The organism is Mesorhizobium sp. B2-4-12, assembly GCF_006441575.1.
GTDB lineage: Bacteria > Pseudomonadota > Alphaproteobacteria > Rhizobiales > Rhizobiaceae > Mesorhizobium.
The window spans coordinates 12,449-39,125 of record NZ_VFVC01000046.1 but is presented as its reverse complement, the minus strand read 5'-3'; the positions used below and the strand labels follow the sequence as shown (position 1 = coordinate 39,125).

The following is a 26,677-nucleotide window of genomic DNA, read 5'->3' as shown; positions in this document are numbered from 1 at the left end:
GCCCCCTCTCCCCGTTCTTCACGGGGAGAGGGTAAGGGTGAGGGGCAGCGCCAAGCTCACAAAACCAAGTGGAGCTCGCGAGAGCCGCAGCGTCAGCTAAAACGCGGGATCTTCAGTTCCGGTAGACCGGTTCCTGCTCGTCGAGGATCGCCTTCAGCTCGGCGAGGTGGCGCTCGGCCTGGCCAGGATAGTCGTCCATCTCGGCCGCGGCCTTCTCGGCGATGGCGTCGGACAGCGTGCGCAGCGGCCGACCGGTCCACAGCGCCTTGATATAGGTCTCGGCGGCACGCTCGAAATAGAACATACGGTTGAAGGCATCGGCAACCGTATCGCCGACGACAAGCACGCCGTGATTGCCCATCACCATCACCTTGATCTTCGGATCGGTGAGAAGCTGCGAGCAGCGTTCGCCCTCTTCCTCGAAGGCCAGCCCGCCATAGTGAGCGTCGACGACATGGCGGTTGAAGAACATCGCCGAATTCTGGTCGATCGGCGGCAATGTCGAGTCGGCGAGCGAGGCCAGCACCGTGGCGTGGATGGAATGGACATGCATGACGCAGCGCGCGTGCGGCACATTGCGATGGATGGCGCCGTGCAGGCCCCACGCCGTCGGGTCGGGCGCATTTGGGCCGGACAGCGTGTCGGGGTCGTTGGCATCGATCTCGATCAGGTCGCTCGCCTTGATGCGCGAGAAATGCACCTGGTTGGGATTCGTCAGGAACTTTGTGCCGCCTTCATTGACCGCCAGCGAGAAATGGTTGGCCACCGCTTCGTGCATGTTGAGCCGCGCCGTCCAGCGAAAGGCACAGGCGAGATCGACGCGCTCCTCGTAAAAGGGCAGGTTGATCAGCGTTTCCCTTGGCAGGCGGGCAATGCTCATGAAAAATCCTCCAGTTTTCGCAAGAATGCCGCGCTCCGCTGGTGCCCGCAACCGCTTTCGTTTGGTGCAGACCACGCTGCAGTGCTCGCGGTAGCGCTCGCCCTCAGCCCGCCATGCTCGACGATGAAGTCGATGACTTCCTGCAGGCCCTTGCCGCGCGACAGGTCGGTGAAGCCGAACGGCCGCTTGCCGCGCATGCGGGCGGCGTCGCTTTCCATGACATCAAGGTTGACGTTCACATAGGGCGCCAGGTCGCTCTTGTTGATGATCAGGAAATCGGAGCGGGTTATCGCCGGCCCGCCCTTGCGCGGGATTTCTTCACCCTGGCAGACTGAGATGACATAGAGCGTGAGATCGGCAAGGTCAGGCGAGAAGGTGGCGGCAAGGTTATCGCCGCCGGATTCGATGAAGATGATGTCGAGGTTCGGGAATTTGCGGTTCAGCTCGGCGATCGCCTGCAAATTGATCGAAGCGTCCTCGCGAATGGCGGTATGCGGACACCCGCCGGTCTCGACGCCGACGATGCGGTCCTCCGGCAGCGCCTGCAGCCGGGCCAGCATCATGGCGTCTTCCCTGGTGTAGATATCGTTGGTGACGACGGCGATGGAAAATTCGTCGCGCAGCGCCTTGCAGAGTTTTTCTGTGAGCGTGGTCTTGCCCGAGCCGACGGGGCCGCCAATGCCGACGCGAAGAGGACCGTTGGGCTGCGTCATGTTGGGAACTCCGTGATGGCAAGGACTGCGAAACCGAGCCCGATCAACATGCACAGCGGCGAATAGTAGCGGACATCGAGCCGGGCGAAAGGTTGTTCGGGCGCCAGCCGCCGCCACCACGGCGTGAAGCCGGCAATACCGCGCCCCAGGAACACCAGCCCGATGAGCAGCGACGTGGCGGCTAGGCCCTCGCGGGGAAAGGGCGAGGCAAAGAAGCCGATGAGCGCCAGCGGCCAGAGCGTTGCCAGGCAAAGGCACGCCGCGACGGCGAAACTGGCGAAAGGCGTCGGCATTTCATCGACGCCGCGAAACCCGACCACCGCCCGGGCGCAGGTCGCAGCATCCCTGCCCGGCCAGATGCCGCCGATGCCCCAATAGACGTGCAGCGCTGTGATCAGCAGCAGGACGAATGAGAGGATGAAGGCAAGCAGGATCATGAGCGGAACAGTCGCGAATACTGGGTTTCGTGCTTCATCGCCATGATTTCGGAGACGAAGGCGCAGCCGCCGAGATCATCCAAAGTCGAGCGGGAAGCACGGGCGGCGGTTGCCAGGGCCAGCGGCTCGAAGCCGGCCAGCAGCAAGGTGGCCTCGCTCTGGCCGATGGTGCCGAGGCGGATGGCCGCCTGGACGAGGTTGGAGAAGAAGGCTTGCAGGAAAGCGGACAGCGCGTCCTGCAGCCCTATGCCATGGCCGCCGGCAGCGGCACCGACGGCAATGCAATAGGCGCAATCGGCCGGCAAGCGCTCCAGAACCGGATTGGGCCAGGCGGCTGCGGCCTTCAGGAAGGCGGCGCCTTGCTGCGTGGTCTCCGCGTGACGTTCCCGCGAGCCGGCGAGCGCCTCGGCCAGTGCCGCGACGTCGTCGAGATCGCCGGCTGTGCGGGCGCGGCGCCAGCTCTCGGCGAACAGCACGGCATCGTTCCAGCCGGAGCCCATCTCGACCAGCGTCTCCAGCCATTGGGCGAGGCTCCCGGCATCGGCAATTAGCCCATCATGCATCGCCCGCTCCAGGCCGTGGCTATAGGCAAAGCCGCCGACCGGAAAGGCTGGCGACAGCCACGCCATCAGCCGCAGCAGCGCCATGTTCGAAGGTTGGTCAGTCATGATCGTGATGGTCGTGCGAATGGCTGTGTGAATGCGCCTCGCTGTGACTGTGGCCATGACTGTGCGCTTCGGCGTGGGCATGAGCGTGGCCGTGATCATGTCCATGCGCGCCGCCATGGCCGGAATAGGCGCCGCGCACCGGCTTGAACGGCTCGGAGACGTCGGTCACCGTGGCGCCCAGCCCCTGCAGCATCGCCTTGATGACGTGGTCGCGCAGGATGAGGATGCGGTGCGCCTCGATCGCCGCCGCCAGATGGCGGTTGCCGATGTGCCAGGCAAGCTCGGCCAGATGCACGGCGTCGCGGGCGCGGATGTCATGGACTTCTTCCGGCGCGGCGGCGATCTCGATGTGGCGGCCATCCTCCAGCACCAGCCGGTCGCCGTCGTTCAGGGCAACGGGCTCGGGCAGGTCGACCAGCACCTTGCTGCCGTCGGCGAGTTCGATGGCGCGGCGGCGCAGATGCCGCTCATCATGAGCAAGAACCGCGCGGCCCGCCGGCGCCGTGGTCCCGGCCTCGTTTCCTGTCAGCACCGAAACCGCGCGCGGGAATTTGGTGAAATCGATCTTGATATCGAGCTTCATGTCATGGCTCCGCCATTAGCTTGTGCCCGCGCACGGGCAGGGCGCGAAAGCACCCGGTCGAAATAGGCGCTGACGCGGCCGGAGTCGATCGGGAAGCGGCCGGCGCGCGCCCAGCCGCCCATGTCACCGAGCAACACATCAACGGCCGAAAAGCGGTCGCCGAGCGCGAACGGTCTGTCGCCCAGCCGCCGGTCCAAGGCCTTGACCTCCGAGGCAAAGTCGTACGTTGCGGCGGGGCCGACATCGACGCGCACTTCCTTGGGCAGCAGGAAGCGGTGGCGCAGCTTGTTCCACAGCGGCGCCTCGAACTCGCTCTGGGCAAAATGCATCCAGGAATCCATCTCGGCGCGGCCGGCAACGCCCGGACTGGCGCCCATTCCCTTCTCCGCGTGCTTGTCGGCGAGATAAACGCAGATCGCCGCCGAATCCGTCACCGTCAGCTCGCCGTCGATCAGGATCGGCACCTTGCCCGACGGGTTGAGCGCATAGGCTTCCGGCGAGCGCAGTTTGACCTCGGCGAATTCATAGGGCTGCCCGAGCTCCTCGAGCATCCAGAGAACGCGGCTGACCCGCGATCCGCGCGATCCGATGGCCTTGTACATGAGAACCTGCCTTTTCCCCGGACTCTAGACCATCCGCTATAATCATACGATCGTGTCGAAGAGCCGCAGGATGAACGATATCTGGTAGATGAGCGCTGCCGCGACGAAAGCGATGTGGAAGCGGCGGTCGCGCACCAGGATCGCGGCGATGCAGAGCGCGACGAAGACCGGCGTGCGGAACAGGTATTCGTTGCCGAAGCGGGCGAAATGCTCCGGTCCTTTCAGCAGCGTGTCGATCACATCGAGCAGGTAGGTCGCGGCCAACAGGCCGAAGAACCAGGCGCGGCGGGAATAGAAGAAGTCCTCGTAGCTGGTGTAGTCCAGCATCGAGTCCGGAAACAGCAGCGCGCAGAGCAGGAACAGCGTGATGGCGTAGAAGATGATGAAAAGGTACTTGCCGAAGGTCCATGTTTCGATGGCGTAGAGGCCAAAACTCCCACCACCAGAAATGCACCAGCGTCAACAGCACCGAGGCGACCCAGGCCAGGTGCACGGGATAGAGCCGGTATTGGCCGGGATGCTGGACGATGCGCGCCACCCCTGACAGCAGGCGGGCGACGCCGAGCCCGATCACCATGCCCATGACGATGCGGATATGCGGGAAGATGTCGTGGGGTGAGGCTAGTTCAGTTGCCATGCGTGATCACGATGCGGCTTTTCGAGGCCGCATATTGCGGTGTCGAATCCTCTGCTGCAACGGATTTTGCGGCACCTGTCGCAATCGCCGTTTTTGCCTTAAAACAGAAAATACCGCTGCGCCATCGGAAGCACCGTTGCCGGTTCGCAGGTCAACAACTCCCCATCCGCGCGCACCTCGTAGGTTTCGGGATCGACCTCGACATGCGGCGTGGCGTCGTTGAGCACCATCGAATGTTTGCCGATGCCGCCGCGGGTGTTTTCGACGGCGACGAACTGCTTGTCGACGCCAAGACGGCCATGCAAACCGGATTCGAGCGCGGCCTTCGAGACGAAGGTCACGGATGAATTGGTCCTCGCCTTGCCGAAGGCGCCGAACATCGGCCGATAGTGCATCGGCTGCGGCGTCGGGATCGAGGCGTTGGGGTCGCCCATCGGGGCGGCGGCGATTATGCCGCCAAGCAACACCATGTCCGGCTTGACGCCGAAGAAGGCAGGGTTCCACAGCACCAGGTCGGCGCGTTTTCCGACCGCGATCGAGCCGATCTCCTTCGACAGCCCGTGCGCGATGGCCGGGTTGATCGTGTATTTGGCGATGTAGCGGCGGACGCGGAAATTGTCGTTGTCGCCGGTTTCCTGTGGCAGCGCGCCACGCTGGCGCTTCATCTTGTCGGCGGTCTGCCAGGTGCGGATCGCCACCTCGCCGACCCGGCCCATCGCCTGGCTATCCGACGAGATGATCGAGAAGGCGCCGATATCGTGCAAGATGTCCTCCGCCGCGATCGTCTCCTTGCGGATACGGCTTTCAGCAAAGGCGATGTCCTCGGGAATCGACGGCGACAGGTGATGGCAGACCATCAGCATGTCGAGATGCTCGGCCAGCGTGTTGACCGTATAGGGCCGCGTCGGATTGGTCGAGGACGGGATGACGTTGGGCAGGCCACAGACCTTGATGATGTCGGGCGCATGGCCGCCGCCAGCGCCCTCGGTATGGAAGGCGTGGATGGTGCGGCCCTTGATCGCCGCCACGGTGTTTTCGACAAAGCCGGATTCATTCAATGTGTCGGTGTGGATCATCACCTGTACGTCATAGGTGTCGGCGACCGACAGGCAGCAGTCGATCGCCGCCGGCGTCGTGCCCCAGTCTTCATGCAGCTTCAGCGAACAGGCGCCGCCCAGCACCATTTCCTCGAGCGCCGCCGGCTGCGAGGCGTTGCCCTTGCCCGACAGGCCGATATTCATCGGGAAGGCGTCGAAGGATTGGATCATGCGGGCCATATGCCATGGTCCCGGCGTGCAAGTGGTGGCCAGCGTGCCATGCGCCGGACCGGTGCCGCCGCCAAGCATGGTGGTGATGCCGCTCATCAGCGCTTCCTCGATCTGCTGCGGACAGATGAAGTGGATATGCGCGTCGAAACCACCCGCGGTCAGAATCTTGCCTTCGCCGGCGATGATCTCGGTGCCGGGGCCGATGATGATGGTGACACCGTCTTGCGTGTCTGGATTGCCGGCCTTGCCTATGGCCGCGATTTGTCCGCCCCTGAGGCCGATATCGGCCTTGAAGATGCCGGCGCCGGCATCGATCACCAGCGCATTGGTGATGACGGTGTCGACCGCGCCCTGCGCCCGCGGCACCTGGCTCTGGCCCATGCCGTCGCGGATCACCTTGCCGCCGCCGAATTTCACCTCCTCACCATGAACGGTGAGATCTCTCTCAACCTCGATGATGAGTTCGGTGTCGGCCAACCGGACCTTGTCGCCGACCGTCGGACCATACATCTGGGCGTAGGCGGCACGAGTTATTCTGGCCATCGGCGATTGCTCCCGAAATGCGCTGCGGTTGAAGCCGGGCTGCACATTGCCGCCATCCAATGGTCACGCAATGACCCGCTGGGCGACACCTTCTCATCCCATTTGGCGGTTGAGGTTGGCAGGTCACCCCAAAACGACCGTTTGCCAAATCGATGGAAGGAAAATCCATGCGCAAATCGATAGTTCTTGCAGCCGCCGCCAGCCTGATGCTGGCCGGTGCCGCCAGTGCCCAGCAACAGCCCACCCCGGCCACGCCCGCCCCTGCGGCGAAATCGCCGGCGCCCGGCGGCCAGCAGGCCGCGCCGGCGATCCAGAGCGTCAACATTGTCGACATCACCGAACTGCCAAAGGATACCCAGACGCAGGTCAATCAGGTGATCGCCCAGCGTGGCGATGCTGGGCTGCAGAAACTGCGCAGTTCGATCGACGCCACCCCCAAGGTCAAGTCCGCCCTTCAGGCCAAGGGAATGACCTCGGCACAGGTGGTCGCGGCCAGCATGGAGCCCAATGGCGCGCTGACCCTGATCACCAAGAAAGCCAGCTGACGAATCGGCGCGGCGGGCCGGTAACCGGTCCGCCGATCGCTTCAAGAAGGGAACCGTGGCAGGGCCGGAGTCGTTTCGTTTCCTGAGTGAAACAAACCCCGAAAGCCAACGATGACCGTCATCACCTTGCCCGATTCCCGATGGCTGCATGCCATCGCGGCGGCTGCGTTTCTGGCCGCGAGCCTTCCCCAGGCCGCGCTGAACGCGCAGGGCCTCGAAAGCCCGGAAACCGTCGACCGGATCGTCGGCTCGCAGGTCAATCAGGAAGAAGCCAAGACAACAGCTGAAATCGATAAAGTGAGTTCGGCGATCGACCGCACGCGTGAAAACATCAGCACGGTGCGCAAGACGTCCAAGCTCGACAAGGTCGACATCGTGTTCCTGACCGACGCCGCGCGCAGCGAGGGCGGTCCGCCGCCGGCTATCGAAAACAAGGTCCGGCAGCATCAGGAGGATGTCGCCGAACTGCGCAAGGAGATCGAGGCCAACGCCTTGCTTTACAATGCCATCGATTCGCGGCGCGTGCTTGCCGAGGACGTTCTCGCCGTGGAGTTCGATGATCCCGGGAAGATCGTCATCTACGCGGCCGCCAAGCCGTCGGACTAGAGCGATTCCAGGAGAAATGTGAAGCGGGTTTCCCGGGAAAAGCGCATGGCGCTTTCCCTTGGGAAGCTGTGCGCGCCGCGCACGAGACGCCACAAAACTCACAGCTTGCCCATCACCTTCTGCTGGAACCCATAGACCTCGCGCTTGCCGCCAAGCGGCACCAGCGTGACGTCGCGCTCCTGGCCTGGCTCGAAGCGCATGGCCGTGCCCGCGGCGATGTCGAGGCGCATGCCGCGCGACTGTTCGCGGTCGAATTTCAGTCCGTCATTGGTTTCGAAAAAATGATAGTGGCTGCCGACCTGGATCGGCCGGTCGCCGCTGTTGGCGACTTTCAGGGTGACGGTCGGCAGACCCTTGTTGAGTTCGATGTCGCCTTGCGCGGGGATGATTTCGCCGGGGATCATCTGATATCACACGACGCCGAAGGCGAGGCCGACGCCGATCGCCGCGCAGGCCGCGCCCGCAACGCGAGCCAGGCCACGCAACCTCTGGCCAAGGCTCAGGCCGGCGGCGATGCCGACGGCATGGAGCAGCGCGGTGGCGATGGCAAAGCCGGCCATGTATTCAAGCCCGCCGGCATTTTCCGGCACTTCGGTGCCATGGGCGTGCCCGTGGAACAGTGCGAACAGGCCGATGATGGCGACCCCGGCCGAGACGGGCAGATCGACCGCCAGCGCCACCAGCAGCCCGAGCGCCACCACGGAGGCCAGTATGCCCGGCTCCACGAACGGCATCGGCACATGGGCCATGCCAAGCGCCGCGCCGCCCAGCAAGACGCCGATAAAGGCGAGCGGCCAGGCCCAGATCGCTCGGCCGCCCTTGAGTGCCGCCCACAGTCCGACCGCGATCATGGCGGTCATGTGGTCGAGGCCGGAAAGCGGATGCATGAAGCCGGCCATCAGGGAGGAGGTGGTGCCGACGCCGACATGGGCATAGGCCGGCATGGCGGCGGCCATCAACAGGATCGCAGAGAGGCAGAGGCGTTTGGCAGGGATCATTCTACTTGCCTTTCATGGTTGCGGTGCCGCGGTGGTCACGCGGCCTTGCGCGGGCCCCAGCCTTCGGCCTTGAGGATGCGCTTCGTCGAAGCCGGATATTTCTTCAGCATCGCGGCAGGTCGGATCGGTCGGGCCGAAAAATTGCCGCCGCAGTTCGGGCAGACCCCATCCAGCACATGTTCCACACAATCGGCACAGAAGGTGCATTCGAAGGTGCAGATCAACGCATCCGCCGCCCCGGGCGGCAGGTCCTTGTCGCAGCATTCGCAGTTCGGGCGCAGTTCAAGCATTTTTCTCTCCTCACCGGATGGGTTGGTGCACGGTCACCAGCTTGGTGCCGTCGGGGAAGGTCGCCTCCACCTGCACGTCATGGATCATCTCGGCGATTCCTTCCATCACCTGTGCGCGGTTGACGACATGGGCGCCGGCCTCCATCAGTTCGGCGACCGGGCGGCCGTCGCGGGCGCCCTCGACGACGAAATCGGTAATCAGCGCGATCGCTTCCGGATGGTTGAGCTTGACGCCGCGCTCCAGCCGCTTGCGTGCCACGATCGCCGCCATGGCGATCAACAGCTTATCCTTCTCTCGCGGCGTCAGGTTCATGCGGTTTCCTGAATCACATTGACCATAATTTGGGCAGCCCCGCCCTTCCGCTGAGCAATCCGACGAGCGGAACCAGCCGCTGGCGCAGCTGGTAGCCGTCCTCGGCGTAGAGCCTCGCAAGAAGCTTGCCAGATCTCTTCACGCTCCAGGCGCTCGCACCGCCCCGGTCGCCGATGATTTCCCGCACCGGATCGAGCAAATCCTCGGCCCGCGCCGACACCATCAACAGCGTGGCCATGGCGATTGCGCCTCCGGCGACTGCCGGACGGGACATGCTTGCTGCGATGTCAGGCCCGATGCGGAAATCCTCGGCATGGATGAGAAAACCGTTCTGGCGAACTCGCCAGCGGTCCCGGAAAGTGCCCAGCGTGGCGCGTTCGCCCATCGCCAGCCGGCCGAAGACCGTCGCTTCCAGCACCAGCGCCTCGGCTCCGGCGGCAAGTTCGACATCGAGCGTGCGGGCGAAGGCCGCCCGGTTGAAGACGATGGTTTCCTGCGGCAGCCAGACGATGCGGCCGTTTTCGCCGACAGTCAGCTTGACCCGCACTTCGGCTTGGTCGGATGCGGCGCGATAGACCTTCTCGCAGGCCTGGGTCGTTATCGTGGCGCTGGCATCCGCGCCGACATCCACATCCCATTCGAGGCGATCGCCGCCGGTCAGTCCGCCGGCGGTGTTGATCAGGACCGCTTCCAGCGGCTCGACCGAAACGGCCGGCAGCCTGATCTTGGCGGAGCCGTCCTGATAGAGGCGCCGCAGCCGCGTGCGGCCGCCTGCGCTGGCGCAGCCCAGCTGTGCCAGGCCCGCGGCGCGCTGGGCGCGAGGGGCCGAAAACCTCGTATATTCGATGGTGTCCACGCCGTCAGGTTAAGCACTGCGGCGGTTTTGTCGATATATAGCTTGTTGCTTGATGGCGTTTCCGTTTCTATAGAGGGAGCCACCTTGGTGCGGTCACGCGATGCCTGGCGGGGGTGTAAGGCGACGGTCGCGGCCTGATATCGAGGACAACAAGGCGCTGTTCAGTTGGCGTCGGGAAACGACAAAGTGGGGAAGAAACCGTATGGCTGACCAGCTGGCAACGGAAATCATCGAGAAGATCAAGGCCCATGCCGAGCCGGGCGGTGAAGAAATCACCACCAGCACCGAATTGACGGCGCTCGGCATCCATTCTCTGGAGCTGACGGAGATCATCTTCGATCTCGAGGAGCAGTATGGCATCGAGATCGAGATGAACACCGTCGATGCCTGGAGCAATCTCAAGAATGTTGGCGACATGGTCGAGGCCGTTCGCGCGCTGATCGCGAAAAAAGCCTGACCGAATGCTGAAGCGCGTCGTCATTACCGGCATTGGTGGGCTGTGCGGACTAGGCGCCGATGCGCAGGCAATCTGGGCCGAGATGCGGGCCGGCCGTTCGGCGATAGGCCCGATCGACAATCCTTTCCTGCACGATTTGAAGGTCAAGACCGGCTGCGAGATCAAGGCGCTGCCCGATCACGGCATCGAGCGCAGGCAACTGGTGTCGATGGACCGCTTCAGCCTGCTGGCTGTGATCGCGGCGAAGGAAGCCATGCAGCAGTCCGGCCTCGTCCCGCATGCGGACAACACTTACCGGATGGGCACGGTCATCGGCATCGGCGTCTGCGGGTTCGAGACGATTGAGGAGAACTACCGGGCGATCCTGATCGAGGGCAAGAACCGCGCCGGCATTTTCACCGTGCCCAGGGTCATGCCTGGCGCTGCCGCCGGCCAGGTCAGCATGCATCTGGGCCTGCGCGGGCCCGTGTTCGGCGTCACCTCGGCCTGCTCTTCGGCCAACCATGCCATCGCCTCGGCGGTCGACCAGATCAGGCTCGGCCGCGCCGATGTCATGGTCGCCGGCGGCACCGAGGCGCCGCTGGTCTGGGGCGTGCTCAAGGGCTGGGAGGCGTTGCGCGTGCTGTCGCCCGACACGTGCCGGCCGTTCTCGGCCGATCGCCAGGGACTGGTGCTGGGCGAAGGCGCCGGCATGGCGGTTCTTGAAAGCTACGATCATGCCATGGCGCGTGGCGCCACCATCCTCGCCGAAATCGCCGGTGCCGGCCTCTCGGCCGACGCCTCCGACATCGTCGCTCCGACAGTCGAGGGGCCGGAAGCGGCAATGCGCTTCTGCCTCGCCGATGCCGGGCTCAATCCAGAGGACATCGATTACCTCAACGCCCACGGCACCGGAACCAAGGCCAACGACCAGATCGAAACCAACGCGATCAAGCGCGTCTTTGGCGAGCATGCGCGCTCACTGTCGGTTTCCTCGACCAAATCGATGCATGCGCATTGCCTGGGCGCATCGGGCGGACTGGAGATGATCGCCTGTGTCATGGCGATCCGCGAGGGCGTCGTTCCGCCGACCGCGAATTACCGCGAACCCGATCCCGATTGCGATCTCGACGTGACGCCCAATGTCGCGCGCGAGCGCAAGGTGCGCGCCGCGATCAGCAACGGCTTTGCCTTCGGCGGAACCAACGCGGTGCTGGCGTTCAAGGCCATCTGATCCCGGGCCACCATCTGTCTCGGGCGGTGGACTGTCCGTGCGCGGCCAAACTGTCGCCGCATATTGATCATGCCGGGTCGCGCGCATAATTCTTGGCCTATCCCGCCACACCGCGCCCCTTGGCGCAAATCCCCCGCAGGAGTTCCCGATGGCCGATTTGTCCGCCTTTCCGATCACCACCCGTTGGCCGGCCAAACATCCGGACCAGATCCAGCTCTATTCGGCAACGACGCCGAACGGAGTGAAGATATCGATCGCCCTGGAAGAGCTCGGCCTGCCCTATGAGCCGCACCTGATCAACATCAGCAAGGACGAAAGCTGGACGCCGGAGTTCCTGTCGCTCAATCCCAATGGCAAGATCCCGGCGATCATCGATCCCAACGGCCCGGACGGCAAACCGATCGGCCTGTTCGAATCCGGCGCCATCCTGCTCTACCTCGCCGACAAGACCGGCCTGCTCGTCCCGGCGGACGCAGCCCGGCGCTACGAGACGATCCAATGGGTGTTCTTCCAGATGTCCTCAATCGGGCCGATCTTCGGCCAGGTCGGTTTCTTCCACAAATTCGCCGGCCGCGAGATCGCCGACAAGCGCCCGCTGGAGCGCTATCGCGATGAATCGCGGCGCCTGATCGGCGTGCTGGACGGCAGGTTGAAGGGTCGAAAATGGATCATGGGCAACGACTACACCATCGCTGACATCTCGCTGCTCGGCTGGGTGCGCAACCTGATCGGCTTCTATGAAGCGCGCGACCTTGTCGGTTTTGATGACTTCGCCAATGTGGTGGCATGGCTGGAGCGCGGCTTGGCCCGACCGGCGGTGCGGAAGGGCCTGACCATTCCGGCAAAGAACTGACGCGGCCTGTCCAATAGACTGGCTGCCTGGCCGCGGATGACCGGGCCGCTCAGCTACTTGGTCTTTGCTTTCGGGCCGCCCTTGCCGATCACGGAGGCCGCGAGCGAGGCAGCGCCGCGCGCAGTTGCCACCACCGCGCCGGCCGCGATGTTCGCCGCTGTGCGAACGGCACCGGTCTTGGCTGGCGCCGGTTTACGCGGGCTGGCTGTCTTCGCGGCGGCCGGCACGACCTTTCTCGGCGCGGCCTTGCCGAAAGCGGCCTTCGCGTCTTTCGAGCGCTCGGCAAGCGCTGGACCGGCACCGGCCTTCGCCTGACTGGCCTTCGCGGACCTGGTCTTGGCGGCTGCGGGTTTTCTTGCCTTGGTTGCCATTGGAAAATCCCTTACGCCAAACAATCGGGTTCTCGGCCATAACGGCGCGAAAGTCTTAAGGTTCCCGTCAAAAAATATCGAAAATTAAGCGGGTTAACCAATGATCAGATCGGCGACCCGGCGCCGTGCCAGCACCCGTTCGATGTTGGGCATGTCGTTGGAGGCGATCCATGCGCGCGCATCCTCGTCGGAACGCCCATGGCCGTGCCAGCGTTCCATCAGGCGGCGTTCGAGTTCGTTGCGCGGCACCTCGACGAAGATCGAGTAATCGAACAGCGGCGCCAGCCGCGACCACGGCTCCTCATCGAGCAGCAGATAATTGCCTTCGACCAAGATGAATTTGGTCTCGGTGCCGATGATCGCCGCCGCCGCACGCGATAGTTCCATGCTGCGGTCGAAGACCGGGATGGCGATGTCGGGTTCGCCGGCACGAATGCGTTTCAGCAAGGTTTCGAAGCCGGCGAAATCGAAGGTTTCCGGCGCGCCCTTGCGCGCGCGCAGGCCGCGCTGGTCGAGCACGACGTCGTCGTAGTGGAAGCCATCCATCGGCACGACTTCCACGGCCCCTTCCGGCAGCAGGTCATGCAGGCCGGCCGACAGCGTCGACTTGCCTGCGCCGGGCGGCCCGGCAATGGCGACGATGAAGCGCTTTGCCTTGCCGGCGCGCTTGAAGATGGTGGCGGCCAGGTGGGCGATTTCGGACATGGGAGCCTCACTTGCCTGGATGATCGGCATGGTGTTTCCGCCGCATTTTGGCGGCACTCGCTGGAAATTTCAAACCCCGTGTTGCGCAACCCGGCTCAAACAGGGACGGGCTGGCCAATGCGCAGGAAATCGTCGTCGAAGGGGACGTTCCATTGGGTGTCGCCGGCCGAGAGCCGCATCTGGCCGTTGGCCGTGGCGATCGCCCGCGGCGGCGTGCCGCCTGACAGGGGCAGAGCGCCGATGACATGGCGAAAGGAAAAACTGTGCCCTTCACCGAGCGTAAACGCTGTCGCCACCCCTTCGCGCTTCAGCCAGTTGTCGCCGATCGAGGCGGCATGGCCGACAGCCGTGCGCCCATCCTCGATGCCGAGCACGCCCAGGTGACGGCCGCTCCAGGGTGCGTAGTCACGCCCGCCATTGCTGAGCCACAGCATGGTGACCGGCAGTTCGGCCGGGTTCTTCAGCACCAGCACAAGGTCCTCCTCGGCACGGCGCGCCAGCGCCGTCCAGCCCGGCCCGCCATGGTCAGCCTCGACAAGCGTGACGAAATCCTCGCGCCGGTCCTCCATGCAGTACTGCGTCAGGTCGAGCGTGCCGCCGCCGGCGGCGGGAAAATGGCTAAGGTCCGCCGACCGCGCCGGATAGGCCAGCATGAAGCGGCCGCGCGCGGGGTCCGGCTCCAGCGGATCGGCCGGCGTCGCGGCAAGGCGCTTCGGCGAAAAGGCCAGCCTGCCGCCGCCCGTCATCACCGTCATTGGATGATGGGCGACGGAAATCGCGCCGGAACCGCCAGAAAACACGTGTTCCTGATAGAGGAAAGGATGGTCGTCGACGAGCGTGAATATCTTGTCGACGCTGGCGCCCATGACCCTGTGCCGCAGCCGGAATACGGCCCGCCAGCCGCCCTCCGTCGCGCCGCTGTCGACCACGTCCCAGGCGCTATTGGCCGGCCAGCCATGCAGCGGCGCCGCCTCGACATCGCTGCGTGAAAACGGCGCGCACAGGAAGTCGCCGGACAGCCGGACCGTACCTTGCGGCAGGTCCTTGGGCAGCGCCTCGCCCGCATCAATCCATGGCGCGCGGTGCAGCGGTTTTATCAGGCGGCCGCCGCTCTCGACGGTCATGTCGGCGATATGGCCGACGGTGAGATCGAGCGAAACCGAAATGCCCTTGGCCGTGATCGTGCAGGTATCCATAGCGTGCTCACCCGATTCTGAAGGCGCAAGCAGAACCCTTTCGGCGCCCTTCGCGCAAGCGCCACAACCGGCATTTTGCATCAGCGGTGCTTGTGAAGGCGGACAATCCTGGGGCTAACCACCATTAACCAAATGGACGCATCAATCGCGTTACGTTAGCTTCGCCTCATCTCAGCAACCCATCGCCAGAACAGACCTGCCTTGTCCAATTTGCGTTCCTTCCCGCTTGTCCAGAGACTTTTCGTCGCTCTTGGCCTGTTGCTGCTTGTTGCCGGCTGCTCGACCACGACCCCGCCGGACTCGGTGCTGGCCGTGCCCGCGCCACCGCAGAAATACGCAGCGATCGTCGTCGACGCCAGGACCGGCAAGCAGCTGTTCGAAGTCAACTCGACGGCGCAGCGCTATCCGGCGTCGCTGACCAAGATGATGACGCTCTATCTCCTGTTCGAGGCGATGGACTCCGGCCGCGTCACCAAGGAAACCCAAATCCCGGTGTCGGATCACGCCGCCTCGCAGCCGCCCACCAAGATGCGCTTCCGGCGCGGGGAGTCCATCGACGTCGATTCCGCCATTCGCGCCATCGTCGTCAAATCGGCCAATGATGTAGCGGTGGCGGTCGGCGAATATCTCGGCGGCTCGGAGGACCAGTTCGCCGCCATGATGACATCCAAGGCGCGCGCGCTCGGCATGACCGGCACCACCTTCCGCAACGCATCCGGCCTGCCCGACAATGGCCAGGTGACGACGGCGCGCGACATGGCGGTGCTCGGCATGGCCCTGCGTCAGCGCTTTCCCCAGCATTTCCACTATTTCTCCGAAAGCGATTTCATGTTCCGCGGCAGGCTGGTGCGCGGCCACAACGACATGCTCGGCCGCGTGCGCGGCGTCGACGGCATCAAGACCGGCTACATCAGGGCTTCCGGCTTCAACATCGTGACCTCCTACAATGCCGATGGCCGCCAGCTGATCGTGGTGGTGATGGGCGCCGACAGCGCCCGCCAGCGCAACGACCATGTCGAGGCGCTGATCCAGCGCAGCCTGTCGCCCGCGATGGCCGACAGCAAGGCAAGGCTGATGTTCGCCGAACAGCAGTAGCAAGAGAGGGGCATCGGCGCCGCCCTTGATTTCGTCATCCCAGGGCGAAGCAGCCGCGCAGCGGCGTCGCGGAGACCCTGGGATCCATGCCGCGACCTTGCCACGGAGTGCAGCAGAGCGGAGTTCCGCACCGCAGCGGCATTTTGGAAGTCGCGGCATGGATCCTCGGGCCTGCGCCGCGTCGCTGCGCTCCTTGCTCCGCCCGTGGATGACGAAGTTCGAGAGGCTTCGGCTAATCTCGAATGTCTAGATGATACGCCGCCTTCAGCCCGCCAAGAGCCGCCAAAGACCCGCAGCCGGCTATCGTCTTGCAGCTGTCACGCAATCGTGCGGAAGACATGGCATAGGCTGCGGAAACCGACAGTGGATATGTCCCGCCACCTCGGCGTATCCTCCCGTGCAGCGCGACAGCAGGAGCCCATCATGAGCACCACTCCCAAGGCATCCGAGCAGCAAGCCGCCGACAATCAGAACGACAGCGGCGGCGAATATCTCGAGGCGCCGACCACTCAGGAGGATTTGCACGGGGTTTCGGACGAGCATTTCGACACGCCCGAAGTGCCGGACTCCGAACCGGCCGGCCCCGGCGCGTCGCGGATAAAGCCGAAGAAGAAGCCGTCGGCGATCTCGGGCCGCAAATTCCGCAAGCGCGACTTGGTGCGCATCGACGATCTCAGGCCGAGCCTCGCCGACCGCATCCGCTCCGACCATCCTGACCTGCCCAGGGGCGCCCGCATCAGCCGCGAGGAACTCGGCCGCTACCGCATGCGCTACATGGAGGAGTTGCTGCAGCAGGAGCACGGCGAATTCTCCGAGCTCGACCGCCAAGTGGTGGAATCGATCGCCCGGCAGGACACGATCTCCGAAAACTCGGAAGAGGAGTTCGAGGAGCACCGCTCTTTCGCTGACCGCATCTCCGACAACATGGCCGCCTTCGGCGGCAGCTGGTGGTTCCTGATCTCGTTTGCAAGCGTGCTTCTGGTGTGGATCGGCATCAACCTGTTCGAGGGCATGGCCGGCGCCTTCGACCCCTACCCCTTCATCCTGCTCAACCTGCTGCTCTCCTGCATCGCCGCCATCCAGGCGCCTGTCATCATGATGAGCCAGAAGCGCCAGGAAGTGAAAGACCGCCTGCGCTCCTTCAACGACTACCGCGTCAACCTCAAGGCCGAGCTCGAAGTGCGCCACCTGCATGAAAAACTCGACTACCTCATCTCGCGCCAATGGACGCGGCTGGCCGAAATGCAGCAGATGCAGCTCGACGCCATGCACGAGCTGGCGGGAGCGAAAAAGGCGAAACGGGCGACGCGTGGCGTGAGACGCAGGGCAGTGAAGAGTGAAGTGGGGGAGTGACGGGTTGCTAGTCCCCGTGGAATAGGGGGTCCGAAGGACGGGCGAGACCCGTGGCTCGCCCCGGCAAGGTGGCTCGGCGGAGCCGAGACGGAGAGGGGGAGCGCCATATGCAAATAGCCCGCATCAGTGACAGGGGCACCTCGCATCGCATCACGGGGCGCCGCACAATCGCCAATTGCCCGTTGAAGCCCGCGCCCGCTTCCGCTAAGAAGCCGTGACTTGCCGGTTCACCGGCTGGTTCGTTTTCCGCATCGCCGGAAAGCACCCGTAGCTCAGCTGGATAGAGCGCTGCCCTCCGAAGGCAGAGGTCACAGGTTCGAATCCTGTCGGGTGCGCCAGATTTCGCTCTGCATTTCAGCTGGTTGCACCCACAAAGTGATGCAGCTTGCGTCGAAGCAAAAACCACCGAAGTAACTCGCTTTCTTCGTTGGCCGACCGATGCCGATCGACGCAGTATAGTCGGGCTCGTATCACCATTCTCTGCAGAGACAGCCGTTCATAAACCCCCAGCACCGATCGCGCGTTGCCTAGGAAGGTAGGAGTCAGCTATTCGGCTAGCAGTTCGTGTGAACAGTCTTGGGTGATAAATGCACGTGGCATCACGCAGAAAGTGAGACATTCCAACCCCAGGCGTCTCATGGCGCCGAACTCAGGTTAACAAAAAGCTGCGAAGTGTCGGTTGCATTGCATGGACGAACCACAGTTCGCATGTTTTTGCGACGGAGAGCGCTGCCTAAGCCCGTCATGCGAGTCCTCGTTCCATCAAAACTCAACCAAGGGTCGTGGCAAAAGGCACCAAGGTAAACTTTGTTAACCTGGATTCGTTGCCTGCAGGTGTCTAAGGCTGACTTGTGCGAATGTGTCTAGATGGGGCAGAATCCGGTTGGCCTGAGTCGGCCGCGCCGCCGGTCGCCCGTCCGCGCCACTAAGTTACAGGAAGAGAGAAGTGGTCGCGTTCGAGTCCCTTAACATACAATCACCTAAGCGGTCGCCCCAAACCCAGCGGGGTTGGGATGGATTCTTCCCCTACTACGCGGGCTATCCAGAAAGCTTCGCTCGGGCACTGCTAAAGAGCGCACTCCTTCCGAAGGGGGCGGTCGTTCTCGACCCTTGGAATGGAAGTGGTACGACCACATTTTCTGCGTCGCAACTTGGCCTTGTCTCGCGTGGATTCGATCTGAATCCAGTGATGATCGTGATCGCGCGGGCACGTCTGCTATCGCCTTCCGAGGCCGATAGTCTCGAAGCGCTGGCTCGGGACACCATAAAAGGCGTTCGAGCCGATCCACGAATCCTGCGGCCTGACGATCCGCTGCTCTGGTGGTTCGAACTGTCTACAGCTGCGCTCATCCGGGCGCTCGAGCGTCGCATTCGCGGCCAGTTGGTTGGCGAGTATACGTTGACGGCCAACGGCGTTAAACTGGATCATATATCCGGTTTAGCGGCCACCTTCTATGTGGCGCTGTTTTCCGTTTGCCGACAGATGGCTGGGCATTTTCGCTCATCCAATCCTACTTGGTTCCGCAAGCCTAAGATCGACGAGAGTCTCATCACAGGAGATCGAGAAGCTATCCTCTCGTCGTTTGCGGCGAACGTCAAGAACATGGCCGCCGCCCTAGCTCAGCGCGCTACCGAACAGCATACCGACCATGCAGTAGCGGAGCTACAACTGGCGAACACCACCTTGACCGCTCTGACCGAAGCCAGCGTCGACATGGTGCTGACTTCGCCGCCCTATTGCACACGAATAGATTACAGCGCGGCGACACGCATAGAGCTCGCCGTGATGCATCCCCTGGTTGAGGTGAAGATGGAGGATCTCGGTCGTCAGATGATCGGCTCGACTCGAGTGCCGGATCACGACATTGCAGTAGACGCCGCCTGGGGACCGATCTGTGGCCGGTTTCTTGGGGATCTGAAGGCACATCCGTCAAAGGCTTCAGCCGGTTACTACTACAAAACTCATCTCGACTACTTCGAAAAGATGGCCCTCTCGCTCACCCATCTTGCTAAGGGACTTAAGCCTGCCGGGGCTGCAATCCTCGTGGTCCAAGACTCTTATTATAAGGACATCCACAACGATCTTCCCGGCATAGTGACGGAGATGGGTGCGGCTGCGGGCCTTCAGTTAAGACGGCGCCATGACTTCGAGTTCAAGCGCTCCATGGCCGGTATAAACCCCCACACTCGAACCTATAAGCGCGCCGCTGGGGCCATCGAGGCAGTACTCTGCTTCGAGAAGAGTCGAGAGGCGATCCAGCAATGACAAATGCGTCCCCCTTGATTGAGTCTATTGCCGCAACGTTGAAGCAGGCGAGCACTCAATCCTTGGATCTGTCGTTCAACGAACTTTTGGACATGAGTGAGAACGGTGAACTCAACATAACACCAGATTACCAGCGCCTGTTTCGTTGGAGTGAGGGACAACGATCCCGTTTCATCGAGTCTTTGCTTCTTGAGATGCCGGTGCCGCCCATCTTTGTTATCGAGGAACCGGACGGAACGTATCAATTGATCGATGGACTACAACGTATCTCGTCGTACCTACATATGCGCGCTAAGCTCTCGGCAGCGCATTTGGACCCGCCGGTTGCCCCTGGTGAGTTCCTGATCTTGTCGGATTGCGACATTGTTCCAGCCCTGAATGGCTTGACCTATAACGACTTTCCGACCGCCCTGCAGATCCGACTAAAGCGGGCTTTTATCCGCGTCGAGGTGGTCCGCAAGGAGACCGATCCTCGTTTCAAGTATCATATGTTCAAGCGGCTCAACACAGGCGGGGAGTTGCTGTCGGCGCAGCAGCTACGCAACTGTACTATCCGCCTGCTGGGTGCGGACTTTCCCGATTTCCTCATTCGTATGAGCGAGGTCGACAACTTCAAGGAATGCACCAGTGGCATGACCCCGGCGCGCAAGTTGTCGGCCTTTGATCAGGAGCTGGTCCTCAGGTTCTTCGCCTTGAAGAACAGGCGCGCGCGGTTCAAACACGAGGTTACGGACTTCCTGACCGAATATATGGAAGAGGTGGCCGATCCTATGGAGGCGGAAACTTTCGACTATGAGGTTGAGGAGAGCGTTTTTCGGCGGACTTTCCTAGCTCTACGTAAGGCGCTAGGAGATATGTCCTTCGCTATCGCCTATAAGACGCGTGACAAGCTGACGGCCGGGTTTGGTGCCTATCATTATGAGGCGATAACCATCGGTCTTCAGCCGGTGCTCGACCGTCTGGATCTAAACGATGATGTTGTGATCGAGCGCCTGAAGGACACTCTTATTGCCACCAAGCTTGACCCGGCCTTCATTGAAATGACCACTGGAGGCGGCAAGAATTCGCCTGGCCCGCTGAACGATCGCATCGGCTTTGTAGAACGACGGCTGGTAGATGCGTTCCCCGGATGACGTCTTTCAGGATCTCGAATCAGATCGGCTTCAGCGCGAGGCCGAACTCCGCCTGATCGAGAACATCGCCTCGCGGACCGAGGTCGAGGCTGAGCGCAACATGCTGTTCCGCTCGTTGACCCTCTTGACCTATGCTCATCTGGAAGGCTTCTGCAAGTTCGCTCTGCTGGCCTACGCGGGTGCAGTCAATGCTTTGGCCTTGTCTTGCCGCGACGCAGCCTTCCCAGTACTGGCTGCCAGCCTTGGCGATATTTTCGCGGCACTCCGCAATCCGAACAGCAAGGCACCAGAATTTCGTACTGGCCTGCCGGACGACCAAGAGCTCCATATGCTGTGGAGGGAACGAACGTTCGTCGAAGCCTACGAAGGAATCCTCAGCCGCACGGTCGAGATCCCCGATCGGGTAATCGACACGAAAGCCAATCTGAATTCAGTCGTGCTGAAACGGAACTTATACCAGCTTGGCCTCGACTATCCAGCAATCGATCGGCATCGCGGCACCATCGATCGGTTGCTTGGCGTGCGCAATGCCATCGCACACGGTGATGCTCTGCGGGTGCCGAGCGCCGATCATGTCCGCGAATACACTGCTGTCGCCTTCGAAGTAATGCAGTTCGTTCAAAGTGGTGTCTTCATTGCCCTGCGAGATGGGGCTTTTCGTCGAGTACCATCTATTTAAATCGCAGAGCCATCATATCATATCGCGTGCGGCCGCCACGCACCGTGAACCGTCAACCTGGCTGGTCGATCTGACCAATGGTTGCTCTTGCCCGCCCATTTAACGCACAAGATATTGCCAGCGATCACGTCGTTGCCGTCGAAGTTTCGGTCATCGATCAGAGGACTAGAATACCCCAAGATCAGCTCCAAGTAGAATCTGACCGGGCTCATAGGCTAAGCCCGGCCAGATCTACGCAGCATCACGCAGCGGCAGCGTTGCTCTCGGTCGGCGCGCCAACTTCGGAGGGAGCTGTTTTGGCTTGGAGCCGATCCCATGTCCCAAGATATTGATGAGCCTTGCGGCGGATGGCCTGCCGGCTCTCGTAGCCTCCGCCGACAAAAGTCAGCATCATCTTCCCACGAACCTCCCTCTCACGCATAACATCGGACCAGAACTCGGCGTCGCGCCTCCAGTCGAGCTCTCCTAGCCTCCTGCCCATGGCCGCGATGTCGTCGACCTCCAACGTCACGTCGAGGTCGTGGAAGATGGTCCCTAGTGCCCCCCAGCCTGGGCCTGTCAGATGGATGCTGTTCTTGGTATCCGAGAAACGCTCAGCGCCCATCATTTCGGTCATGCCGCTCAGGAAGCGATTGGCCTGGGTGACAAATTCATCAATACTGTCCTCGGACAGACGGCGCTGCCCCTCCGCCTTGTCCACGTTGGTCTTGGCCTCGGTGAACGCATCGCCCTCGGCGGCGCCGCGCACGAAGCGGACGAGGTGCTGCAGGACTACGAGGGCCGTCGACTTGGCACCGAGTGACGCGGCCTTCGTCTCCATGCCCCCGTTCGACTTGATAACGGCACGATCAGCGAGGCGACGGGTAGCCTCAACATAGATGTCGCTCGAATCGTAGTTCATAGCCATGGTGGGACTGATCGACGTCTGTTTGAAGTTGAAGTCCGCAAATAACTGCCTCAACTCCTTGAGATCGAGAGGCTTGTCGGCCTGCCGCGGCGCAAAGATCACAAGCGGGAGAGTGAACTGGTCGATCAATTCGTTGAGGGCCCTGCGTTCATCAATGCTCAGTGCTTCATCGTTGGCCAATTCCACAAGCTCAATAACTCCAGACACACGAGCGAGACCATCGAGGACGATCCTCCCGTTCGACTTCGACATGTCGAGGTGAAGGGTGCCGGCCCCCTCCACGCCGCTCTCATTGAACGGATCGAACCGGAGATGTCTTTTAACGGCGACGGAAATCGCAGGGAAGGCACCGAGGATTACCGCTAACTGGGAGAACCGCTTCCGGATGTAGGCCTGAATGGCACGGAGACGATCGCTGGTGGTGGTGCGCTGGAGTTGGACGTAGATTTGCTCGAGCTCCGGATCGAGCTTCTTCCAGAAGCGCGAACGCGGATCGTGCCCAAGGAATGCCTCCAGCGAGCGCGGCGAGATTTGGGTAGCATAGGTTGCGAGCCGATGACCGTAGGCGCCTTGAACGGCCGCAATGCGGATGGTAAGTTGAGTAGAATTAAGCACGGTGTTCTCCATGGTGCTTGGTTGAATGATGCCGGTGAGGGCAGAAACCTCGCCGGCATTTTCTTTTGGAGCATACCCGACCGGGCGGGGTCAAGACGTCCCCGTAGGTAATTTCCTATTCCCCGTAGGATTTTTCTACGGGGATGGCTACAAATGATGCGGGATTTCGGAAGGCCTGCTGGCTTGTCGGATTGGACGTCGTCCGGATTTCCAGAATCGACATCTCGCAATGCGCCTAACCGCTCGTCGGAGGATGGCAGCGATCTTTCGCAGTGCAATGAGCCGTAGAGCCCCGATCGTGAAGATGCTCAGCCACCCAACCGAAGAACCAATCCTCGTCCCTAACACCAGCCCCTACGACGAAGGAACCCTTGGCTCCTCCACCAGATAAAACCTATCCTTCGGCGAAAAGTCCGTGATCAGAAATGAAAACGAGGCTGTCTCCAGCGGGTCGACCTTGCCTTTGCGGAACAGCAGCCTGTCATAGGGCTCGAAGTCGCGTTTGAATTCGGCGAAGCTGTCGGATTTGATCATTTTGTCCTCGCGCTGCGCCTGGTCGAAGGACAGCCCGTCGCCATAGTCGCTCGGCCGGTTCATGATCGGCTGCAGCTCGAATTCGAATTCGATCCAGGCGTCGCCGCTGTTGTTGCGGGCGACGATCTTCAGCGGCAGGAAGCCGGTCGCGTAATTGCCTGCCGTTCCGAACGGCTGGATCGGCATGGCGGCGCGTATGGTCAGCGTCACCGGGTCCGCGGTCTCCAGTTCCTCGGTGACACGATCGGGTCGGTGCGCGTTCCGGCGCCGGTGGCCGAAAGGATCCTGAAGCCGCCGAGTTCGTCCGAGAACGAGTAGGCGCCCGCCTGGAAGAGTTTGGTCCCGTCGGCTTCGGCGCGTGGGCAGTCCGCGGCCAGCAAAGCCGCACACACCTGCACACAGCGCAAGCCTCGACCCATCATGGCTCAAGTATGGACGACAATTGCCCGGCCGCCTACTGGCAACAGACGGCATGATGGTGACCGCGATCGATGGGCCCACAGGGTGGTCGCAGGCAAGGGCGCTGCCGCAAAAGGGTGAGCTGGGTTGTCGGATCTGCCGGCGGACCGCCGGAATACACCCTCGCGGCCCGCTGGCGGACAAGGCGCTGTGTCAGCCCGTCGCCTCGCCTCAGCCTGCCGCCATGGCCCGCACGCTCTCGCGTTCCACCAGCGGGCATTCCAGCTTGGTGATGGGATAGCGCCCCCGCCCGGGCGGCGAGGGCGCCTCGAGCTGTTCGATTGCCCATTGGCCCATCGCCATATGCGGCAGGATCGAGGTGGTCAGCGGCGGGAACAGGTGACGGGCGATTTCCTCGTCGTCGTAGCCGACCACGGAGATGTCCTGCGGGATGTGCAGGCCGGCTTCCTTCAGCGCCTCGTAGCAGCCGATCGCCGTGCGGTCGTTCTGGCAGAAGATGGCGGTCGGGCGGTCTTTCAGCGCCAGCAGCTTCACCGTTGCGGCATAGCCCGCGCTGGCCGACCAGTCGCCTTCGACCACCAGTTCGGGGTCGAAGGGGATGTCGGCCGTGGCGAGCGCGCGGCGGTAGCCTTTCAGCCGGTCCTGCGCCGCTTGCATCCAGGGTTCGCCGGTGATGGTGGCGATACGGCGGTGGCCGTGGCTGATCAGGTGCCGGGTCGAACTCTGGCCGCCGGCGATCTCGGAGGGAACCACGGCGGGGAAGGCATAGTCCGACGTGTAGCAGTTGAGCAGGATCACCGGAATGTCGAGGCTGTAGAGAAAGTCGGGCGCCGTGATCTCGCGGGTGAAGATGGTCATGTAGATCAGCGCCGAAATGCCCCGCCGGGTCAGCGCCTGTATGGCGCGGGGCTCCATCACGGCATCGCCCATGGTCTGCGCCACCAGCAGCACGTTGCCGGCATTCCACGAGGCCTGGCGCGCGCCCTCGATGGCCACCACGGCCTCCGGGCTGGTGGCGAGCTGGTCGACGGCAAAGCCGATGACCCCGTCAAGACCTTCAAAGGCCGCAACCGGCGTCTTCAGCGCGGAGAAGGCCGGCGCGCTGTAGCCCAGCGCCCTGGCGGCCTCGATCACCCGCTCGCGCGTCTGCCGCGACAGCCGTATCCCTGGCGAATTGTTCAGCACGAAGGAAACGGTCGCTTGCGAGCAGCCAGCAGCCCTTGCGATGTCGGTCATGGTGACCCGGCCCTTGGGTTTTGCCGGCGCCTTACGGCGCCTCGCTGTCTCCCGATCCGTCGTTTCGCTCATTGCATTCCTGTCCCAATCCCCGGTGCTGTCTAGCGGCAGCCTGCCGGATCGACAAGATGGCGCGGTGGCATCGATTTATAGAAACTGCCCCATGACTTATATCTATTAGCAATCTCGCGGTCCATTGCTCATGCGGCTCCGCACACCAGAAATGCAACGGCAAAGCGGCATTAAGCGCCGCGCGACCAAAGTCTTGGCTAGCCGGCGCGTCGACTGCGGGACCGCAGTGGCAGGGTCAGGTCGAGGTTCGGAACTAATACTGTTTACTAATACAAAAATGCGCTGTAACGTCAATCCGTCGCATCCGGCCCATCGGTTCCGGGGGGCGGCGGAAAGCGAGCGTGGCTGGCCCGATGGCGAGCGGACTTGGGCTCCGCGAGCTTTGTCTCGGACATATGATATGTCAGACAAATCGGACTATTTACGAACGAAGGATGAGTCTCTAAAGTCCCTGGCCGTGGCTGGAACGACGCCATTCTTTCAGTGCCGGGAACCCCTGAGGAGGAGGGGCATCCAAGCCGCAAAAGGCAAATTCAGGTGAGCAAGGCAAATTCTCAGTGAGCAAGACCGGTCGGCCGATGGCTGGACCAAAACGGGAGGTTGAACATGAAGTCTTTGATACGCAATGCATCCGTGGCCGCCGCGGCTCTCGCCGTCGGCCTGGCGGCGACCGCCATCGCGCGCGCCGACGACAAGCCGACGCTGGCCTTCGTCGTCAACGGCGCGTCCGATTTCTGGAAAGCCGCCGAAGCCGGCGTCAAGAAAGCGCAGGGCGAACTGCCCGACTACACGCTTGAGCTCAAATATCCGGAACAATCCTCGGTCGCCATCCAGCAGCGGCTGATGGACGATCTGGTGACGGCCGGCGTCAAGGGCATCATGGTCTCGGCCGTCGATCCCAAGACCTCGACCGATGGCCTGAACAAGATCGCCTCGCAAACCGCGTTGTTCACCACCGACAGCGACGCCCCGCAGACCAAGCGTGTCGCCTATATCGGTTCCTCCAATGTCGATGCCGGCAAGCAGGCGGCCGAAATCGCCAAGAAGGCGATGCCGAACGGCGGCAAATGCCTGGGCTTCGTCGGCCTTCTCGGCGCCGACAACGCCAAGGAGCGCATCCAGGGCATGAAGGATGGTCTCGCCGGTACCAAAATCGAGCTCGTCGACGTGCGCGGCGACGACATCGACCAGGCCCGCGCCAAGAAGAATGTCGAGGACGCGCTGGTCGCCAGCCCCGACGTCACCTGCATGGTCGGCTTCTATTCCTACAACACGCCGCGCATCTATGAAGCGCTGCGCGACGCCGGCAAGCTCGGCTCGATCACCGTCGTCGGCTTCGACGATGATCCGATCACGCTGGGCGGCGTCAAGGAAGGCACCATTGCCGCCACCGTCGTGCAGCAGCCCTTCGAATGGGCCTATCAGGGCATGAAGCTGATGGCAGCCTACCTCAAGGGCGACAAGTCGGGCATCCCGGCCGGCAATCTGATCATCATCCCGACCAAGATCATCGGCAAGGATGATGTCGACGCATATGCCGCCAACCTGAAGGCGATGGCTGGAAAATAAGGCCACAGGCAGTTCAGCCGGCTCAAGCTAGCCTTGAGCCGGCTGCTCGCATTGACGAACACCG

At 62.5% G+C, this 26,677-nt stretch carries 27 protein-coding genes, 1 tRNA gene and 3 pseudogenes; 12 read left to right on the top strand and 19 right to left on the bottom strand.

The window, feature by feature from the left end:
- Window positions 1–112: 112 nt before the first annotated feature.
- The 8 genes and pseudogenes from FJ934_RS22885 to ureC all read right to left on the bottom strand — a co-directional run bounded on the left by FJ934_RS22885 (window position 113) and on the right by ureC (window position 6,331).
- Window positions 113–880: a class II aldolase and adducin N-terminal domain-containing protein gene (locus tag FJ934_RS22885; protein ID WP_140612698.1), complete on the bottom strand. Its 768-nt coding sequence runs from the start codon at window positions 878–880 to the stop codon at window positions 113–115.
- A gap of 104 nt (window positions 881–984) precedes the next feature.
- Window positions 985–1,593, bottom strand: a pseudogene (gene ureG / locus FJ934_RS22880) (urease accessory protein UreG); the annotation flags it as partial.
- Window positions 1,590–2,030 (bottom strand): DUF3995 domain-containing protein, encoded by a 441-nt coding sequence (locus FJ934_RS22875; RefSeq protein ID WP_140612696.1) that lies wholly within the window; start codon window positions 2,028–2,030, stop codon window positions 1,590–1,592. The gene FJ934_RS22875 and the pseudogene ureG, both read right to left, overlap by 4 nt.
- A complete protein-coding gene (locus tag FJ934_RS22870) occupies window positions 2,027–2,698 on the bottom strand; it encodes an urease accessory protein UreF (RefSeq protein WP_140612694.1) in 672 nt (223 codons plus the stop codon). The genes FJ934_RS22875 and FJ934_RS22870 overlap by 4 nt, the downstream gene beginning before the upstream one ends.
- Window positions 2,691–3,281, bottom strand: a complete 591-nt coding sequence (gene ureE, locus FJ934_RS22865; protein ID WP_140612692.1) for an urease accessory protein UreE — start codon at window positions 3,279–3,281, stop codon at window positions 2,691–2,693. Before ureE ends, FJ934_RS22870 begins: the two co-directional genes overlap by 8 nt.
- Window positions 3,278–3,883 (bottom strand): glutathione S-transferase family protein, encoded by a 606-nt coding sequence (locus tag FJ934_RS22860; RefSeq protein WP_140612690.1) that lies wholly within the window; start codon window positions 3,881–3,883, stop codon window positions 3,278–3,280. Before FJ934_RS22860 ends, ureE begins: the two co-directional genes overlap by 4 nt.
- 42 nt (window positions 3,884–3,925) lie before the next feature.
- A pseudogene (locus FJ934_RS22855) lies at window positions 3,926–4,520 on the bottom strand (hypothetical protein).
- A gap of 98 nt (window positions 4,521–4,618) precedes the next feature.
- Window positions 4,619–6,331 carry an urease subunit alpha gene (ureC, locus tag FJ934_RS22850; RefSeq protein ID WP_140612688.1) on the bottom strand — a complete coding sequence of 571 codons (1,713 nt, stop codon included), beginning with the start codon at window positions 6,329–6,331 and terminating at the stop codon, window positions 4,619–4,621.
- Between the two features lie 167 nt (window positions 6,332–6,498).
- On the opposite strand from ureC, the gene FJ934_RS22845 reads away from it, so the two are divergent.
- Window positions 6,499–6,876 carry a hypothetical protein gene (locus FJ934_RS22845; RefSeq protein WP_140612686.1) on the top strand — a complete coding sequence of 126 codons (378 nt, stop codon included), beginning with the start codon at window positions 6,499–6,501 and terminating at the stop codon, window positions 6,874–6,876.
- A gap of 111 nt (window positions 6,877–6,987) precedes the next feature.
- Window positions 6,988–7,482 (top strand): hypothetical protein, encoded by a 495-nt coding sequence (locus FJ934_RS22840; RefSeq protein ID WP_140612684.1) that lies wholly within the window; start codon window positions 6,988–6,990, stop codon window positions 7,480–7,482.
- Between the two features lie 98 nt (window positions 7,483–7,580).
- Here the strand turns inward: FJ934_RS22840 and FJ934_RS22835 are convergent, their stop codons facing one another.
- Genes FJ934_RS22835 through FJ934_RS22815 form a run of 5 tightly spaced genes read right to left on the bottom strand, consistent with a single transcriptional unit; the run spans window position 7,581 to window position 9,939 of the window.
- Complete coding sequence (locus tag FJ934_RS22835; protein ID WP_140612682.1) at window positions 7,581–7,886, bottom strand: urease subunit beta; 306 nt, start codon at window positions 7,884–7,886, stop codon at window positions 7,581–7,583.
- A gap of 6 nt (window positions 7,887–7,892) precedes the next feature.
- Window positions 7,893–8,480 carry a HupE/UreJ family protein gene (locus FJ934_RS22830; protein ID WP_140612680.1) on the bottom strand — a complete coding sequence of 196 codons (588 nt, stop codon included), beginning with the start codon at window positions 8,478–8,480 and terminating at the stop codon, window positions 7,893–7,895.
- A gap of 35 nt (window positions 8,481–8,515) precedes the next feature.
- Entirely contained in the window at window positions 8,516–8,770 is a 255-nt protein-coding gene (locus tag FJ934_RS22825) for a DUF1272 domain-containing protein (RefSeq protein WP_140612678.1), read from the bottom strand.
- Between the two features lie 10 nt (window positions 8,771–8,780).
- Window positions 8,781–9,083, bottom strand: a complete 303-nt coding sequence (locus FJ934_RS22820; protein WP_140612676.1) for an urease subunit gamma — start codon at window positions 9,081–9,083, stop codon at window positions 8,781–8,783.
- Window positions 9,084–9,096: 13 nt separating this feature from the next.
- Window positions 9,097–9,939: an urease accessory protein UreD gene (locus FJ934_RS22815; protein ID WP_140612674.1), complete on the bottom strand. Its 843-nt coding sequence runs from the start codon at window positions 9,937–9,939 to the stop codon at window positions 9,097–9,099.
- Between the two features lie 202 nt (window positions 9,940–10,141).
- Between FJ934_RS22815 and FJ934_RS22810 the strand changes: the two genes are divergently transcribed.
- The 3 genes from FJ934_RS22810 (at window position 10,142) to FJ934_RS22800 (ending at window position 12,462) form a co-directional block, all read left to right on the top strand.
- On the top strand, window positions 10,142–10,396 hold the full coding sequence (locus FJ934_RS22810) for an acyl carrier protein (protein WP_140491308.1): 255 nt from the start codon (window positions 10,142–10,144) through the stop codon (window positions 10,394–10,396).
- A 4-nt stretch (window positions 10,397–10,400) separates the two neighbouring features.
- Window positions 10,401–11,609: a beta-ketoacyl-[acyl-carrier-protein] synthase family protein gene (locus tag FJ934_RS22805; RefSeq protein ID WP_140612672.1), complete on the top strand. Its 1,209-nt coding sequence runs from the start codon at window positions 10,401–10,403 to the stop codon at window positions 11,607–11,609.
- A gap of 148 nt (window positions 11,610–11,757) precedes the next feature.
- Window positions 11,758–12,462 (top strand): glutathione S-transferase N-terminal domain-containing protein, encoded by a 705-nt coding sequence (locus tag FJ934_RS22800; protein WP_140612670.1) that lies wholly within the window; start codon window positions 11,758–11,760, stop codon window positions 12,460–12,462.
- Window positions 12,463–12,515: 53 nt separating this feature from the next.
- On the opposite strand, the gene FJ934_RS22795 is transcribed toward FJ934_RS22800, so the two are convergent.
- The 3 genes from FJ934_RS22795 to FJ934_RS22785 all read right to left on the bottom strand — a co-directional run bounded on the left by FJ934_RS22795 (window position 12,516) and on the right by FJ934_RS22785 (window position 14,734).
- Window positions 12,516–12,833, bottom strand: a complete 318-nt coding sequence (locus tag FJ934_RS22795; RefSeq protein WP_140612668.1) for a hypothetical protein — start codon at window positions 12,831–12,833, stop codon at window positions 12,516–12,518.
- A 93-nt stretch (window positions 12,834–12,926) separates the two neighbouring features.
- Window positions 12,927–13,538: a nucleoside triphosphate hydrolase gene (locus FJ934_RS22790; protein WP_140612666.1), complete on the bottom strand. Its 612-nt coding sequence runs from the start codon at window positions 13,536–13,538 to the stop codon at window positions 12,927–12,929.
- Window positions 13,539–13,633: 95 nt separating this feature from the next.
- Complete coding sequence (locus tag FJ934_RS22785) at window positions 13,634–14,734, bottom strand: hypothetical protein (RefSeq protein ID WP_140612664.1); 1,101 nt, start codon at window positions 14,732–14,734, stop codon at window positions 13,634–13,636.
- Window positions 14,735–14,935: 201 nt separating this feature from the next.
- On the opposite strand from FJ934_RS22785, the gene FJ934_RS22780 reads away from it, so the two are divergent.
- The 6 genes from FJ934_RS22780 (at window position 14,936) to FJ934_RS22755 (ending at window position 21,260) form a co-directional block, all read left to right on the top strand.
- Window positions 14,936–15,829, top strand: a complete 894-nt coding sequence (locus FJ934_RS22780; RefSeq protein ID WP_140612662.1) for a D-alanyl-D-alanine carboxypeptidase family protein — start codon at window positions 14,936–14,938, stop codon at window positions 15,827–15,829.
- Between the two features lie 423 nt (window positions 15,830–16,252).
- Window positions 16,253–17,182, top strand: a complete 930-nt coding sequence (locus FJ934_RS22775) for a DUF1003 domain-containing protein (RefSeq protein ID WP_140612660.1) — start codon at window positions 16,253–16,255, stop codon at window positions 17,180–17,182.
- Window positions 17,183–17,443: 261 nt separating this feature from the next.
- Window positions 17,444–17,520, top strand: a tRNA-Arg gene (locus FJ934_RS22770).
- Window positions 17,521–18,371: 851 nt separating this feature from the next.
- Window positions 18,372–19,448: a hypothetical protein gene (locus tag FJ934_RS22765; protein WP_246671600.1), complete on the top strand. Its 1,077-nt coding sequence runs from the start codon at window positions 18,372–18,374 to the stop codon at window positions 19,446–19,448.
- Window positions 19,445–20,581, top strand: a complete 1,137-nt coding sequence (locus FJ934_RS22760) for a DUF262 domain-containing protein (RefSeq protein WP_140612656.1) — start codon at window positions 19,445–19,447, stop codon at window positions 20,579–20,581. Before FJ934_RS22765 ends, FJ934_RS22760 begins: the two co-directional genes overlap by 4 nt.
- Entirely contained in the window at window positions 20,565–21,260 is a 696-nt protein-coding gene (locus FJ934_RS22755) for an MAE_28990/MAE_18760 family HEPN-like nuclease (protein ID WP_140612654.1), read from the top strand. The genes FJ934_RS22760 and FJ934_RS22755 overlap by 17 nt, the downstream gene beginning before the upstream one ends.
- A gap of 241 nt (window positions 21,261–21,501) precedes the next feature.
- Here FJ934_RS22755 and FJ934_RS22750 read toward each other — a convergent pair whose 3' ends face one another.
- From FJ934_RS22750 to FJ934_RS22740, 3 genes and pseudogenes are all read right to left on the bottom strand, one after another.
- Window positions 21,502–22,782 carry a DNA sulfur modification protein DndB gene (locus FJ934_RS22750; protein WP_181165735.1) on the bottom strand — a complete coding sequence of 427 codons (1,281 nt, stop codon included), beginning with the start codon at window positions 22,780–22,782 and terminating at the stop codon, window positions 21,502–21,504.
- A 354-nt stretch (window positions 22,783–23,136) separates the two neighbouring features.
- A pseudogene (locus tag FJ934_RS22745) lies at window positions 23,137–23,738 on the bottom strand (hypothetical protein).
- Between the two features lie 208 nt (window positions 23,739–23,946).
- Entirely contained in the window at window positions 23,947–25,044 is a 1,098-nt protein-coding gene (locus FJ934_RS22740; RefSeq protein WP_181165734.1) for a LacI family DNA-binding transcriptional regulator, read from the bottom strand.
- A 606-nt stretch (window positions 25,045–25,650) separates the two neighbouring features.
- On the opposite strand from FJ934_RS22740, the gene FJ934_RS22735 reads away from it, so the two are divergent.
- Window positions 25,651–26,613, top strand: a complete 963-nt coding sequence (locus FJ934_RS22735; RefSeq protein WP_140612650.1) for a sugar-binding protein — start codon at window positions 25,651–25,653, stop codon at window positions 26,611–26,613.
- The last annotated feature ends 64 nt before the right edge of the window (window positions 26,614–26,677 follow it).